At 56.3% G+C, this 14832-nt stretch carries 13 protein-coding genes and 1 riboswitch; of the genes, 3 read left to right on the top strand and 10 right to left on the bottom strand.

Annotated features, from left to right (window positions below; genetic code table 11):
• Positions 1–214: 214 nt before the first annotated feature.
• From BLT01_RS05330 to BLT01_RS05340, 3 genes are all read left to right on the top strand, one after another.
• Positions 215–892: an RluA family pseudouridine synthase gene (locus BLT01_RS05330; RefSeq protein ID WP_092095442.1), complete on the top strand. Its 678-nt coding sequence runs from the start codon at positions 215–217 to the stop codon at positions 890–892.
• Between the two features lie 117 nt (positions 893–1009).
• Positions 1010–2182 (top strand): MFS transporter, encoded by a 1173-nt coding sequence (locus BLT01_RS05335; protein ID WP_092095444.1) that lies wholly within the window; start codon positions 1010–1012, stop codon positions 2180–2182.
• 120 nt (positions 2183–2302) lie between these two features.
• Positions 2303–3556 (top strand): dicarboxylate/amino acid:cation symporter, encoded by a 1254-nt coding sequence (locus BLT01_RS05340; RefSeq protein WP_092095446.1) that lies wholly within the window; start codon positions 2303–2305, stop codon positions 3554–3556.
• A gap of 53 nt (positions 3557–3609) precedes the next feature.
• Here the strand turns inward: BLT01_RS05340 and BLT01_RS05345 are convergent, their stop codons facing one another.
• The 10 genes from BLT01_RS05345 to BLT01_RS05390 all read right to left on the bottom strand — a co-directional run bounded on the left by BLT01_RS05345 (position 3610) and on the right by BLT01_RS05390 (position 14829).
• Positions 3610–4671: a S1C family serine protease gene (locus BLT01_RS05345; RefSeq protein WP_245696879.1), complete on the bottom strand. Its 1062-nt coding sequence runs from the start codon at positions 4669–4671 to the stop codon at positions 3610–3612.
• A gap of 119 nt (positions 4672–4790) precedes the next feature.
• Positions 4791–5036: a hypothetical protein gene (locus tag BLT01_RS05350; protein ID WP_092095449.1), complete on the bottom strand. Its 246-nt coding sequence runs from the start codon at positions 5034–5036 to the stop codon at positions 4791–4793.
• A 245-nt stretch (positions 5037–5281) separates the two neighbouring features.
• Complete coding sequence (locus tag BLT01_RS05355; protein WP_092095451.1) at positions 5282–7327, bottom strand: catalase; 2046 nt, start codon at positions 7325–7327, stop codon at positions 5282–5284.
• Positions 7328–7475: 148 nt separating this feature from the next.
• Positions 7476–8231: an amino acid ABC transporter ATP-binding protein gene (locus BLT01_RS05360; RefSeq protein WP_092095453.1), complete on the bottom strand. Its 756-nt coding sequence runs from the start codon at positions 8229–8231 to the stop codon at positions 7476–7478.
• A gap of 17 nt (positions 8232–8248) precedes the next feature.
• A complete protein-coding gene (locus BLT01_RS05365; RefSeq protein ID WP_245696880.1) occupies positions 8249–8962 on the bottom strand; it encodes an amino acid ABC transporter permease in 714 nt (237 codons plus the stop codon).
• Positions 8963–8974: 12 nt separating this feature from the next.
• The gene (locus BLT01_RS05370) at positions 8975–9682 is read right to left on the bottom strand and encodes an amino acid ABC transporter permease (protein WP_092095455.1); all 708 of its coding nucleotides are present in this window, start codon (positions 9680–9682) and stop codon (positions 8975–8977) included.
• A 34-nt stretch (positions 9683–9716) separates the two neighbouring features.
• Positions 9717–10568, bottom strand: coding sequence for a transporter substrate-binding domain-containing protein (locus tag BLT01_RS05375; protein WP_245696881.1), 852 nt, complete (start codon positions 10566–10568; stop codon positions 9717–9719).
• A 2-nt stretch (positions 10569–10570) separates the two neighbouring features.
• Positions 10571–11815, bottom strand: a complete 1245-nt coding sequence (locus tag BLT01_RS05380; RefSeq protein ID WP_092095461.1) for an acyl-CoA dehydrogenase family protein — start codon at positions 11813–11815, stop codon at positions 10571–10573.
• Between the two features lie 195 nt (positions 11816–12010).
• The gene (locus tag BLT01_RS05385) at positions 12011–13546 is read right to left on the bottom strand and encodes an MFS transporter (protein WP_218123189.1); all 1536 of its coding nucleotides are present in this window, start codon (positions 13544–13546) and stop codon (positions 12011–12013) included.
• Positions 13540–13651, bottom strand: a riboswitch (SAM riboswitch). Its footprint overlaps the gene before it by 7 nt.
• 41 nt (positions 13652–13692) lie before the next feature.
• Entirely contained in the window at positions 13693–14829 is a 1137-nt protein-coding gene (locus BLT01_RS05390) for a 5-methyltetrahydropteroyltriglutamate--homocysteine S-methyltransferase (protein WP_092095463.1), read from the bottom strand.
• Positions 14830–14832 lie beyond the last annotated feature (3 nt).

Below are 14832 nucleotides of genomic sequence, written 5' to 3' on the forward strand. Positions count from 1 at the left end.
CCCGGAAGTTTGTGTACGAAAAAAGGGGCGCCTCCCGTGTTTGCGTACGAATCCCAAAAGTTCGCGTACGAAAAATGGGGTGCGTCGCGTGTTTGCGTACGAAAGAGGCAGGCTACTCGTGTATGTCCACGGGATATACGCTGCTATTTAGGGCAATCACGAATACTGACGAGGATAGGTCCCCTCGCATCAATAAAAAAGGAGCTCACTGACAATGACGATTCCGATACTCTATGAAGACAATCACCTGCTGGTCGTGGAAAAGCCGGTGAACATGCCTGTCCAGGAAGACCGGACGGGCGACAAGGACCTGCTGACGGCCTTAAAGGAAATGATCAAGGAACGCGACAACAAGCCCGGCAATGTGTATCTCGGACTCGTCCACCGGTTGGACAGGCCAGTCGGGGGAGCGATCGTGTTTGCAAAAACATCCAAGGCCGCTTCGCGGCTGTCTGATGCACTCCGCCGCCGCGACATGGACCGGGAATACATTGCGGTCGTCCGCGGAAGGCTTCCGAAAGACAAGGGCCGCCTTGAGCATCAGCTGCTCAAGGATAAAAAAGAGAACAAGGTGTCCGTCGTGAAGCCGGGTGTGAAAGATGCGAAAAAAGCGGTGCTGGACTACGAAGTTCTCGGAAGGAAGGGGGACCTGACACTGGTCTCCGTACGTTTGGAGACCGGGCGTCCCCACCAGATCCGGGTTCAGCTGTCGACGGTCGGCTGCCCGCTCTACGGCGACCAGAAATACGGGGCTTCCGTCAACCGCCCGGGCCAGCAGATTGCGCTTTGGTCAAAGGCACTTGCCTTTACCCATCCTGTAAAAAAGGAGCCGCTATTTTTCACGAGCCTGCCGCCGGAAGTCGAGCCGTGGAACCATTGGGGGCTTTCTTGAATCAGAGGAGAATACATCCGAGCTGTCAGTCTTTTTCCGAGCTGCGCCGTTAAAGTGGCATAGCCCTGTGGTGTCCGGCTATGATAGGGAGAACCGGATTCAAAGGGGAAATCTTCAATGAAGAAAAACATCATGCTCACCACGGTTCTCATCAACCTGTTCATCGCCTTCATGGGCATCGGACTAGTCATCCCGGTACTGCCCGCCCTGATCAACGAACTGGGACTGAGCGGGTCTGCCGCAGCCAATCTCGTCGCAGCGTTTGCGCTCACTCAACTGCTCGTGTCACCGGTGGCCGGGAAATGGACCGACAAGTACGGCCGCAAGCGAATGATCGTAATCGGGCTGATGTTGTTCAGCTTGTCCGAGCTCCTGTTCGGGCTGGCGCAGTCCATCTCGCTCTTGTTTGCTTCCCGTCTGCTCGGAGGGGTCAGCGCGGCATTCATCATGCCTGCCGTCACGGCGTTTATCGCCGATATCACGACGATCGAAGAACGGCCGAAAGCGCTTGGCTACATGTCTGCCGCCATCTCGACCGGATTTATCGTCGGTCCCGGATTCGGCGGATTCCTGGCCGAAATCGGAACACGCATCCCTTTCTTTGCCGCATTCGGCCTGGCGTTTGTCGCAGCGATGTTTTCCTTGTTCGCTCTCCGTGAGCCGCACCGGCAGGAAACGGGAGCTGAAGAGATGGTGCCCGGGGCAACCGGCATCCGCAAAATCTTCGCACCTGTTTTTTTCATCGCGTTTATCATCATTTTCATCCTGTCGTTCGGGCTGGCGTCGTTCGAATCGCTGTTTGCGCTTTATACCGACCATAAATACGGCTTCACACCCAAAGACATTGCAATCATGGTCACGGGCGGGGGCATTATCGGAGCGGTTGCGCAGATATTCCTGTTCGACCGGCTGAACAAATGGCTTGGCGAAATCCGCCTGATCCGGTGGTGCCTCATCGTCTCGGCTGTTCTTGTTTACTGTGTGACGCTGGTCAGCTCGTACTTCATGATTCTGCTCGTGACGATGACCGTATTTGTCGGCTTCGACCTCGTGCGGCCGGCTGTCACAACCTATCTGTCGAAAGTGGCAGGAAATGAGCAGGGATTTGCCGGCGGCATGAACTCGATGTTCACCAGCCTTGGCAATGTGTTCGGCCCGGTGATCGGAGGGATCCTGTTTGATATTCAGCTGGACTATCCGTTTTACTTTGCGACCGCCACGCTCGCTGTGGGCGTGATCTTGTCTTATGTCTGGAAAAAACCGAAATTGCATGCAGCAGGCCCGTCTTGAACGGGTCTGTTTTTATGTATAAACATAGTTTGACATTTTAGGACTTTACAGATAATATTGTAGAAAGCGTTTTCATTAACGTTCTTAAATTCGAATAAACTGGATCAAGGAGGGATCAATATGAAACTGGCTCGGAATATCATCATCGCCCTGATTGCCGGTGTCATCGTCGGTCTTGCACTTAACTTGTTCGCTCCGAATGCGTTTGGTCCGGTAGACACGTACTTGTTCGGTCCGCTTGGTACCATCTTCCTGAACTTGATGAAGATGCTTGTCGTTCCTGTCGTGTTTGTCGCAATCGCGCTCGGGACCGCGGGAATCGGAGACCCGAAAAAACTGGGCCGGATCGGCGGAAAGACAATCGGATTCTTTTTGATCACAACTGCCCTGGCAATCACGATCGCCCTGGCACTGGCACTTGTCCTGAAACCTGGAATGACGGGTGACTTCGATACGGCGGGCATCAGTTACGAGGCCCAGGAAGCACCGCCAGTCATGGATACGCTTCTCGGAATCATTCCGACCAACCCGATTGCAGCGATGGCTGAAGGGAATATGCTCCAGCTCATCTTCTTCTCCGCATTGGTCGGCTTCGGTATTGCGATGCTCGGCAAAAAGGTGGAACGGGTCACGGAAGTGCTTGAACAGGCCAATGAGCTGATCATGTACCTCATCACGTTTGTCATGAAGTTTGCGCCTTACGGGGCATTTGGCCTGATTGCATCCGCTGTCGGAAGCCAGGGCTTCGATGCCCTCCAGGCGATGGGGATGTATATGGGTGTGGTCCTCGGTGCATTGCTGATCCACACTTTGGTTGTGTACGGAGGCGCAGTTTCCCTGATGGGCAAGAGGAGCCCGATTTGGTTCTTCAAGAATTTCTTCCCGGCGCAGGTGGTGGCGTTCAGTACGGCAAGCTCCGCCGCCACGCTTCCTGTATCCATGAAGATGGCGCAGGAGCGGCTGAAAGTGCCTGAGTCGATCAGTTCCTTTACCCAGTCGCTCGGCGCCACGATCAACATGGATGGCACGGCGATCATGCAAGGGGCTGCGGTGGTCTTTATCGCCCAGGCTTACGGCACTGACCTGTCGGTGGGGGCACTGCTGACCGTCGTCCTGACTGCGGTGCTTGCGAGCATCGGGACGGCGGCAGTACCGGGGGCAGGACTCATCATGCTGGCGATGGTCCTGACGTCTGTCGGCCTTCCGGTAGAGGGGATCGCGCTTGTGCTCGGTGTCGACCGTCTGCTCGATATGGTGCGCACGGCCGTCAACATCACGGGAGACGCAGCCGCAGCGGTTGTTGTCGCCCAGTCGGAAGGCGTGCTCGGAGAGCCGGACGCTGAAGCGGTTCCGGCCGAAACTGAAACAGCCTGATCATGAACATGCAAAAACCGCAGTAGCCTGCTTCATCAGGCCACTGCGGTTTTTCATTCGTTATCCCGGCGCTGCCGGTACAATTCGTCCACGGGTACGAACAAGCCGACGGTGCCTTCTACTTCATGGTTGAGTGTCGCAAAGACGATGCCGGCAACCAGGCCCTCGGCGTCAAGGACAGGACTGCCGCTGTTTCCGCGATAGACAGGCGCTTCCATCATGATGACCGGCTCCTCCATGCCACTGACCCGCACCGGTCCGATGACCTTGCCTTTATTCGCCACTCCCCGGAAGCTGAGCGGGTTGCCGATAAAGGTGACCGGTTCCCCTTCCTGGAGACGGTAGGCGTCTGCGAGCTCAAGGGAAGGGAGCCCGGATTCATCTTCGGCTTCCAGCACGGCCATATCTGACTCCGGGTAAGATTCCGTCACGTCGGCCATGAAGCGCCGGTCATCCGGGAGGACGACCGATACCCGGTCGTAGCCGTCGATCACATGATGGTTCGTCAGGATGGTCCCGTCTTCGGAAATGATAAAGCCTGTCCCTGAACCGTCCGGTGTGACAACAGAGACAACCGATTCCTTTTGCGCCTGCACGGTTTCCTGTTGGGATAGCTGCGCAGAGGTGCGCAGGAAATCGACAGCGGACAGCGGGAACAGTTCCAGGACGAAGGCGAATGTGCTGACGACCATCGTGAGCGAGATGATCCAGATCATCGCCTTCGTGCCGAACGACGGACCGCGGCGCGGGGCTGCCTCCGTCCGTTCCTTAAGCAAAGCCTCGCGCTGGGCCTCGAGTACGAGCCGGCGGATCTCCTCGTCCTCCGGGTCTGCCGGGTTTTCCGGGTCTCCGGGAGACAATTGCTGCTCATCAGGTTCATCATCACCATAAAAGCCGTCTTCTCCGGATTCCTCTTCCTCGAGGACATCGCCTTCCGCGATGGCATCCCAAACGGCCCAATCATCGGGCTCCCAGATGTCTTCCTCATATGGATCGTCTCGATCTTCCAGTTCCCCAACAAAGGCCCTGTCCCGGGAATCGTCATGTTCCGGGAGACGGGCGTCTTTCTTTCCTTCCGGCTCCTGTTCACCATGCCGTCCGTCCAATCGGTCCACTCCATCCACACCCTCAAATTTCTGTTAGCCCCATTATACAGGAGAATGGGGGTGTTTGCGGAGTGTCCAAGACCGTGCCGAATAAAAAAGGCGGCTGCACAAGGCAGCCGCCTGGATGATCAGGTCAGCCCTCTAAGTGTCCTGAACAGACAGAACAGCGCTTTTAAGAGGATGCCAAGCGCAAGCAGAACCACCAGAATCACCACAATAATCAGCAGGATCTCCCAGATGCCCGCTATTGCCGGCAATCTCAACAGGGCAGGCACAGCCCAGAAAAGCGCGAGCAGGACGGCCCCTGCCAAGACGCCCGCCAGCAGGCACCAGATATTCGCGCAGTGTGAACATGTTTTCGGCCAGGTTGTCATGGATGTCACCTCCTCATCAACCACAGTCTATTCCGGTTTTTTGCCGGCACCGGGGCGATTGAGGGGGAGAGGCGCATATTGGCAATGGATTGTGTGAGATTGAAGTCTGTTTAGGGAGAGGAGATGCGAGATGCGACCAGGCAGGGAACAACGAGATTGTTCCGGATGTCCGGATTGTCCGGCGAAACACAGAAGCCCCCCAGTCCGCTGAAGCCGGAAGTCGGGGGCCTTGATCATTCAGGCATTTAAACGGTCACTCTCTCCCAAAATCGGTGGGCAGCGATCGCTTCCAAAAATTCTTCGGTAAATTCCTCGATATCCGTGCCGGAAATGACGCCGGGCTTGCCGTCCAGGTGGTTGACTGTCAGCCAATCGATTCCTTCGCCGGTTGCACCGATCGGCTTATAGTGTGAAAACGCCTCATCGATAAAGTAGGCGGCATCTTTGTTGAATTTCTTGTTTTTGCGGCTTCCCCTGATCATATAAACCGCATCAAACAACACCGACTTCGCGGTAAGGAAGGTGTGCCGGGCTTTTAACTTAACCCCGTTTGTCCCCCGTACGGTACCGATCGTTTCGCTGATGATTTCGGGCATGAGGCCTTCGGCACTCAGTTTCTCCAATACATAGTTAACTTCCGGACCGTTGAATCCTTCAGTCAGGATCACCGCGACTTTCCGTGTTTCTGCGGTTTTCGGTGTATTGTCCTGGCTGAGGGCAGGGGAAGATTTGGTGACGCCCGAGCCGCCCCCTTCGGGAGGTTTTGCACCGATGTTCACAGCAAATGCGGTTGCCAATTCCACACTGACATTTGCGAACATATCCACCACTTGCTGTTTGACCGACTGGCTATTGACTTTCCCGAGCTCGAAGCTGAATGCTTCGATGATATGCGCTTTTTCATGATTGGTCATGCTGTTCCAGAAAAGCGTGGCCTGTGAAAAGTGATCTCCGAAACTTTCGCTGCGCGCCCGGACTTTACGGCCTTCCACCTTTTCCTGATAGGTTGCATAGCCGCCTTGTTCAGGGGGAACAGGCGAAGGGGTGTTGCCGGCCAGGGAATTCCGGTGATAACTTACTTTCCCGAGATTGATCGTTTGGCGGTGATAGCCTTCCCGCTGGTTGTTATGGAACGGCACAACCGGCCGGTTGATCGGAATCTCATGGAAGTTTGGTCCGCCCAGGCGGATTAATTGGGTGTCTGTGTATGAAAACAGGCGTCCCTGCAGCAATGGATCGTTCGTGAAGTCAATTCCGGGCACGACATTGCCCACATGGAACGCCACCTGTTCCGTTTCGGCAAAGAAATTGTCCACATTCCGATTCAGGGTCATTTTGCCGATGAGGGTGACGGGAATGTCTTCTTCCGGCCAGAGCTTGGTCGGATCCAGGATATCGAACCCAAGGCTGAATTCGTCTTCTTCGGAAAGAATCTGGACGCCCAGTTCGTATTCCGGGTAAAAGCCTTGTTCGATCGCATTCCATAGGTCGTTGCGGTGGTAGTCGGGATCGATTCCCGCCAGCTTGTGGGCCTCATCCCAGACGAGGGAGTGGGTTCCGAGTGCAGGCTTCCAATGGAACTTCACAAAATGGGCTTTCCCCTCGTCATTGACAAGGCGGAAGGTATGGACCCCGAAACCTTCCATCATCCGGAAGCTCCGCGGAATGGCCCGGTCCGACATGATCCACATGATCATATGGGCGGATTCCTGGTTATTGGCGACGAAGTCCCAGAATGTGTCATGCGCTGTGGAGGCTTGCGGGATATCGTTATCGGGTTCGGGCTTAAATGCATGGACGACATCCGGAAATTTGATGGCATCCTGAATGAAAAATACAGGGATATTGTTGGCGACGAGGTCATAGTTGCCTTCTTCGGTATAAAACTTGGTTGCAAACCCCCGGGCATCCCGTACCGTGTCCGCAGAACCGCGTGCTCCGTTTACGGTTGAAAACCGGACAAATACGGGTGTCTTCTTCGATGTGTCCTGCAGAAACTTTGCACTTGTGTAATTCCCGATGTTTTTGTAGAGCTGAAATTCTCCGTGTGCCGCAAAGCCTCGGGCATGGACGACCCGCTCCGGAATCCGTTCGTGGTCAAAGTGAGTGAGTTTTTCGCGGAAATGGAAATCCTCCATGAGCGTCGGGCCCCGGACACCCGCTTTCAGGGAAAATTCATCTTCCGACATCTTTAATCCCTGATTGGTCGTCAGTGCCTTGCCCTGATCGTCAACCCGGAAAGATTCTAATTGCTCATCTTTACTGTTTTTCTCATGATTGTGCTCATCCATACGATCATCCCTCCTCATCATTTAAACGATATGCATCACCCTTAGGGATTATTGAGAATTTAGGATGATTTCATAGGGATGAACCTTTGGTCTTTGAGCGCCAAAACACCCTCTCCGCTGTTTTGGGGAGAGGGCGCATGGAATGGGGTCAGATCGAGTAGTTGTATTCCTCGGGCAGGACTCGGCGGAGGAACTGTTTGGTCCGTTCCTCTTTTGGGCGGCCAAAGATTTCATCGGGAGTGCCGGATTCCACGACAACTCCGCCGTCCATAAAGATCACTTTGTTCGCCACATCCCTCGCGAACTGCATCTCATGGGTGACGACGAGCATCGTCGTTCCTTCGGCGGCGATCTGGCGCATGACGCCGAGCACTTCACCGACCAGTTCCGGGTCGAGCGCGGAGGTCGGCTCATCGAACAGGATGATTTCCGGATTGAGCGCGACCGCGCGGGCAATTCCTACGCGCTGCTGCTGGCCGCCGGAAAGCTGGGACGGGAAGGCGTCGTGTTTGTCGGACAGCCCGACCTTATCCAGTGCCTTCCTGGCCGTTTCCCGGGCTTTCTTTTTCGGGATTTTGCGTCCGGTGATGAGGCCCTCCGCCACATTTTCGATCGCCGTTTTATTGTTGAACAGATTATAGTTCTGGAACACGAACGCCGTTTTCTGCCGGACCGAATGGACTTCCTTTTTCGAAGCGGAGCGGAGGTCCACCTGCAGGCCGCCGATTTGGGCGTTGCCCTCATCTGCCCGCTCGAGGAAGTTGATGCACCGGAGCAGTGTCGTCTTTCCGGATCCGCTGGGGCCCAAAATGACGACGACGTCTCCCTTCCCGATTTCAAGATCGACCCCTTTCAGGATTTCCAGAGGACCGAATGATTTTCGGAGGCCGGTGATTTCAAGCATGGGCGGAACTCCTTTCGTCAGGCATGATGGACTTTATAGCGGGAAGCCCGCCGTTCATACCACTTAAATGCAAATTCAACAAGACTGCACAAAATCAGATAGACAAGGAAAATATCGATGTAAGCCTCGATATAGTGATAACCGGCGTTTGCAGCGACTTTAGCCTTTAGCGTGATTTCCTGCAGGCTCATCGCATACCCGAGTGAAGTCGCCTTGATCAAGTTGACCGTTGCTGTGGCGAGGTTCGGCAGCGCCGAAACAAGGGCCTGGGGGATGAGGATCCGGCGGAATGCCTGGAAGGAGGTAAGTCCGACCGACTGGGCGGCCTCCAGTTGTCCGCGGTCGACCGTACCGAGCGAGGAACGGAACACTTCCGACAGAATCGCCGTCGTGCTGAAGGAAAAGACGATAAACGCATACCAGATCGGGTGGATGTCATAAATGTTCGCCTGTATCCCATACTTCTCGAACAGGGCTGTCAGGATCAGCGGCACGCTCGCATACGTGATGAAGATCTGGACGATGATCGGCGTGCCTCTGACAAAGGACACGTAGACCATGGTGATCTGGCGGATGACAGGGATTTCGTTAACCCGTGACAGGGCGAGCAGAAAGCCCGCCGGTATGGCGATGAGGAGCGCCACGGCCGTTACAAAAAGCGTGACCGGCACACCGGACAAAGCGACAAAGAACGTGTCAATCATAAAGTGGATATTCAGTCCCTGCTGCACGCGGGCTCCTCCTTACACAGTTTTGATGGAACGTTTGCCTTTGTTGAACAATCGCTCAAGCAGGCCGAAGAACTGCTCGATCATGATGGACAGCACCCAATAGATGAGAGCGAGGGCGATGAAAACCTCGAGTGCATGGGCATTGTAGTTGGCTGCAACGATCAGGTTCGCCTTGCCGACGATATCGATCAGGCCGATCGTATAGGCGAGCGCGCCTTCCTGGAGAAGGGCGAGCAGACCGTTCGCGAAGTTCGGAAGGGCGACGACAACGGCCTGCGGGAAGATGATCCGCCGGTAGGCCTGCCCGGGCGTGAGGCCGACGCTGACTGCCGCCTCGAACTGACCCCGCCCTACAGAAAGGTACGCCGAGCGGATCACTTCCGACATGATCGCCGCAAACTGCAAGGTGAACGTGATGACGACAAATACGGCGGTGTGAAGATCATGCAAGTACAGGCCGAACTGTCCGGCTAGAAACGGAACGCCGTAATAGACAAGAAACAGGAGGACGATCGAGGGCGTGCAGCGCATGATCGTCGTATATCCTTCCGCGAAAGCTTTTGCCGCCCGGTTCCTCCCGAGCTTCATCGACGAAAGCAGCAGCCCTGTGAGTGTGCCGAACAAAACCGACAGCCCGGCGACCAGAAAGGTCACCTTGAAAAAGGGCAGGAGCGCAGGAATCGAGCTCCAGATATAAGAGGCGTCAAAATACTTTTCCATTCTTCCACTCCTTATTCAAAGGTGCCGTGTACGGTCAGCGCCCGACCTCTTCGAGCGCATCGAACAGATTGCGGCCGTAGAACTTCTCACTGAGTTCTTCACGCTTTTTCTCTTCTGCGAGCTTCGTGATGGCTTCGTCGTATGCATCCGCCAGTTCCTGCTCATTTTTGTTGAAGAGCGGCCAAGTCTTGATGACGGCGAATTCGTTATAGACGACTTCGTCTTTCAGGTGGTGGTACGGGCCGTCTTTTGCCGTGACCTGCTTTTCAAACGGGCCTTCGATCATGACGCCTCCGTCCACACGGCCTTCATTGACCCACTGGACCACGTCCACCGTGAAGGAGTCGCCGGCTTCGAGCTTCACCGGGTTTTCCGGGTTCGCCGTATTGTATTCTTCGATGACTGTATACTGCGCATTGTTGGCCGCAATCGGGGCAAGTGAGTAGCCGGCTGATGCAAAGTCTTCGAGTGACTTGATGTTCTCATCTTCTTTCCGGAGGACGAGGCCGGCGCTGCTCAGGCCGAGAAACTCGTTCGGGTAGATGAACTCTTTCGTGCGTTCTTCCGTCCAGAAGGCGTTTTTTACGCCGGCCTGGAACTTGCCCTGCTCAACGCCGATCAGAAGATCGTCACTTGTGGTTCCGACAAATTCGAATTCATAGTCCGGCAGCAGCTCGTCGACAAGTTTCATCACTTCCACGTCATATCCCGTCGCCTCGCCGTTTTCATCCAGCCAGGACATCGGCTTTGACTGCTGGTCGTATGCGATCTTCACTTTGCGGACTTCATGATCGCCGTCCGCCGCATTTCCCGGACCGCACGCCGCCAGCATCCATGCCGCGGCAGTCCCCAGTGCTGCAAGCTTTAAGCCTTTTCCGATGTTCATTTTCATTTCCCCTTTGGTTTTGGTTTGCTGCTCAGTGAACATGAGTTATTCAGCAAGCTTGTCGATGAGCGGTTATTTGCCGATAGAGGTTGATGACTCCCGTGTCCGAGTGCCTCATCCGCGAGCACCCTGATGGTCAGGTCGTCAGAGGGCGGGTTGTGGAGGCCTGCCCGGACGTTCCTGTATTGGCGCTGGAGCGGGTTGGTCCGCTGCAGGCTTTTCGCGCCGACCACGCGCATCGCTTTGTCGACGATCGAGATGGCGGCATTTGTGACGGATGTTTTTGCAACCGGTACCGCATTGCCCAGATGCGGGCGGCGTGCCGGATCATCATGCGCATCCGCCACGCTATACAGCACATGGCGTGCCCGCGAGAGTTCCAGGTCGATTTCTCCGATCAGCTGGCGCACGTTCGGAAGCTGGCTGATCGGGCCCTTTACGCTGTTGGGTGCATGCCTTCCGGCAAATTCCACCGCGTAATCCCTGGCCGCCTGCGCGATCCCGAGATAGGTGGCGGGAAGGTGGAGCAGCCAGCTATCAAATTTCGGTCCGCCGGAATTCTTCTCCGGAAGTTCGACCAGCGCGCCCTCGTCGACCCGTACGCCGTCTAAAACGAGATCATGGCTTCCGGTGCCGCGCATGGAGACAACATCCCAAGTGTCGTCAATCGAGAGCCCCTCAAGGTCTTTATGCAGGAGGAAGAATCCGATGCGTTCTTTTTCTTCGACCCATGCGGATGTGAGGAAATAGGTCAGGGCGGGCGATCCGGTCGAGAACGACTTCCGCCCGCTGATGACGTAGGAATCGCCTTTCCGGATGGCGACGGTGCCAGGCCGTCCGCCGCGTGACGGGCTTCCCGTGGCCGCTTCGCTCACGGTCCGGTTGACGAGCGCACCCCCGAGAAGCTCGCCCGCGAAAAAGTGGAGCCTTTCTTCCTGCCAGCTGTGCTCTTCAAAAATGCCGCCGGGAACACCGAGGTTCCAGCCGATCGAGAGCGCAACGTTTTCATCGTATTTGGCAAGGGTCTCCTGAAAGAGGACCATGTCATGGACACCCGCGCCGGCTCCGCCGAATTCCTCCGGCACGGTAAGCGCCGTATACCCGGAATCGGCCAGCTCCCGGATCTGTTCTGCCGGATAAGTCCCGGCTTCGTCCCGTTCCTGCACGCTTTCCGCAAACTTCCGGCCCAGCGCATTTAACTGGCCGACCCATTTTCTCTGAAGCTCTGTCCTGATAAATAACTCCATCGTTCACCCTCCTGTTGGTTGCCGATAACCTAAACTATTCAAAGTTTAGAGGTTTAGTCGGGATTTATGTGAAAAAGTTACCTCCGTCATAGGGAGGCAACCGGAAATGAAGGTTTCAGTAGTCGGAAAATACTTTATCCAATAAAACCTACAAAGTCAATAAGGATTATTGCTTTTATCTGTTGATCGGCTTGGTCAGGCAATGGACGGGGCGGCCTTCCGGCTAGTTGAAGTCACCGCAAGGGCGCACAAAAAGGCGGCCGCCAGAAGGGCTCCGTCCAGCAGGAGCGGGACTCCCCAGTTTCCGGAAGCGTCACGGATGGCGCCTGAGACAACGGGGGAAAGAATGGCGCCAACTTCTGCGATCAGATTCAGCATCCCGAACATGGAACCGCGCTGTTTTTCCGGAGCGTGATCCGAAGCAAGCGCATGGGCCACCGGCTGCAGGGCGAAAAAGAACAGCCCGGACACGAACAGCAGCAAGGAAAGGACAACGGGATTGCTGTAGCCGGCCATCACGTATCCCGCAAAGACAAACGTCAGCACCGCGACGATGCCGGTCTGGACCGCGAGCACATTCCGGCGTCCGTTCGGGCGCGACGCTGCCCGGTCGGAAATCATCCCACCGAGCGGGAAGCCGATGATCCCGGCAAGCCCATTAAAAGAAGCGATCAGCGCCGCAGTGACAAGGGCGTTCCCGCCAAAGTCCCGGACAATCGACACGGCCCAGAATCCGTAGAACCAGAGATGCCACATGACCGGGATGAAGAACAGATACATCAGGAGCAGATTCCGGTTTTTCAGGAGCGGGCCGATTTCCTCTTTCCGGCGGCGATAGACAAATACGATCAGCACCGGACAAAGAGCGGTCAGGAGAACGGCGATTCCGACGTCCGATACCCCGAATCGGGCAGCCAGCAGGTATATGCCCATGACAACTGCCAGAAACACCGCGCTGTACCCGAAAAGGGGCGGGAGTGCCTTGCGGTATTCCGCTTTGGCGGCTGGGGACTGCGGGTCCAGGCCGGCGGGCAGCTGCTTGGGTTTGAGATGAATGGTGATCAGTACCGCCGAGAAAAGGGTGATCGCTCCGAGGACGAAAAATGGCACCCGCCAGGCATGCTCGCCGAAACGCGGCTCCGCCCAGCTGAGCAGGAGCGGGACGCCGAGTGTCGCAACGGTCAGTCCGACCGAGACGCCGGTGAGCGCAATCCCCATCCCGAGTCCGACCTTGTCGGGAGGGGAGTGGAAGGAGATGTAGGAACGGTCGTTGGAGTAGAAGACCCCTTCCCCGAGCCCGAGCAGCACCCTCAGGATGATGAAGGTGATGAGCCCTCCGGCGATGCCAGTGAGGATCGTCGCGATGCCGGCCCAGAAAATGCTGAGAACAATGATCGTCCGGTAGCCGAAACGGTCTCCGAGCGCCCCGCCCGGAAACTGCATCAGCATGAATCCCGCGAAAAACAGGCTGCCGACCAGTCCGCCGATCGCATGCGGATTGTCCACGCCGGCAAAGAACGCAACTTCATGTTCAATCATATAAGTGATCAATGGCCCGGTGGCCGTCCGGTCGATATAGGATACGAACCAGCCGAGAAACAGCATCGACCAGATCGTGTGGTAAGGTTTCCAGTTTCCTTTTTTCCTCAACTCAATCACTCCATCCTTTAGTGGGTGGAGCGAATGGAAAAGCCCTGCCTGGAGCAGGGCTTCGGTTCCCTTCGCTCTCATGTTCAGGCGGGTGTCCGCCTCCGGAATTGGCACCTTGCCCGGAGTGGTTTTCCGGGCGGTTGCCGGGCTTCATCGGGCCGGTCCCTCAGCCGCTCTTCATAAGAGAGTTGCATGTTTCAATGATCACACTAGCGTTCAGCGGACGTTCAGTTGTTGCCGCCCCAGACGTCTTCCGCGATTTTCACGACGTGTCGGATTTTCGCCCATTGCTCCTCTTCGGTCAGGTTGTTTCCTTCTTCCGTCGAGGCGAATCCGCACTGCGGGCTGAGCGCAAGCTGTCCGAGCGGCAAGTACTCGGACGCCTCCCGGATGCGCGCCTTGATCGCCTCCTCATCTTCCAGTTCCGGGCGCTTCGACGTCACAAGGCCGAGCACGACGGTCAGGTCCGGCCGATTCACATGCCGGAGCGGTTCAAATCCGCCTGACCGGTCATCGTCGAACTCGAGGAACAGTCCGTCGACATCCAGGCCTCCGAAAATGATCTTGCCCGCGTCTTCGTAGCCCCCGCTGGTGAAGAAGGTCGAGCGGTAGTTGCCGCGGCAAATATGCATCGTGACCAGCAAGTCCTCCGGGCGGTCCGCAATCGTGCCGTTAATCGCATCCGCAAACTGAAGGATCAGCCGGTCCGGGTCGGAGCCTTCCTCGCGGATACGGTTCCGCTCTGTTTCCGTGAAGAACGACGTCCAGGCGGTGTCATCGATCTGCAGATACCTGCACCCGGCATCGTACAGGTCGCGGATCAGTGCATGGTAGGCGGGGATCACGTCCCGGTAAACGTCTTCTTTCTTTTCGTAAACGTCTGTAGCAAGTGCTGCGCGGCCAAAGACGAGGTTCGGGCTCGGAATCGTGAACTTCACGACCGTCTCGTCTCCTGCGATCTCCTTTAGCTTTTTGAAGTGGGCGATAAACGGGTGATCGCCGCTGTAGCCGATTTTACCCGTCACTTTGACGCCGGCCGGTCGCACTTCGGCACCGCTGAACTTCCGGGTGCCGTTCGGCGTTTTGTAGAATTCGATGCCGTCGAGCCCCGCGAGGAAGTCGAGGTGCCACCAGCTTCTGCGGAATTCGCCGTCCGTGACGCCTTGGAGGCCGTTTTCTTTCTGGGCCTCGACGAGCCGGCGGATTTCCCCGTCTTCGATTTTCGTCAGTTCATCGCGGGAGATGGTCCCTTCATGGAACTTGGCACGGGCTTCCTTCAGGGCAGCAGGGCGGAGAAAGCTGCCGACATGGTCGGCCCTGAACGGCGTGCGGACAATTTGGGTTTCTGGAAGATTGGCGGTCATATG

The organism is Bhargavaea beijingensis, assembly GCF_900101985.1.
Lineage (GTDB): Bacteria > Bacillota > Bacilli > Bacillales_A > Planococcaceae > Bhargavaea > Bhargavaea beijingensis.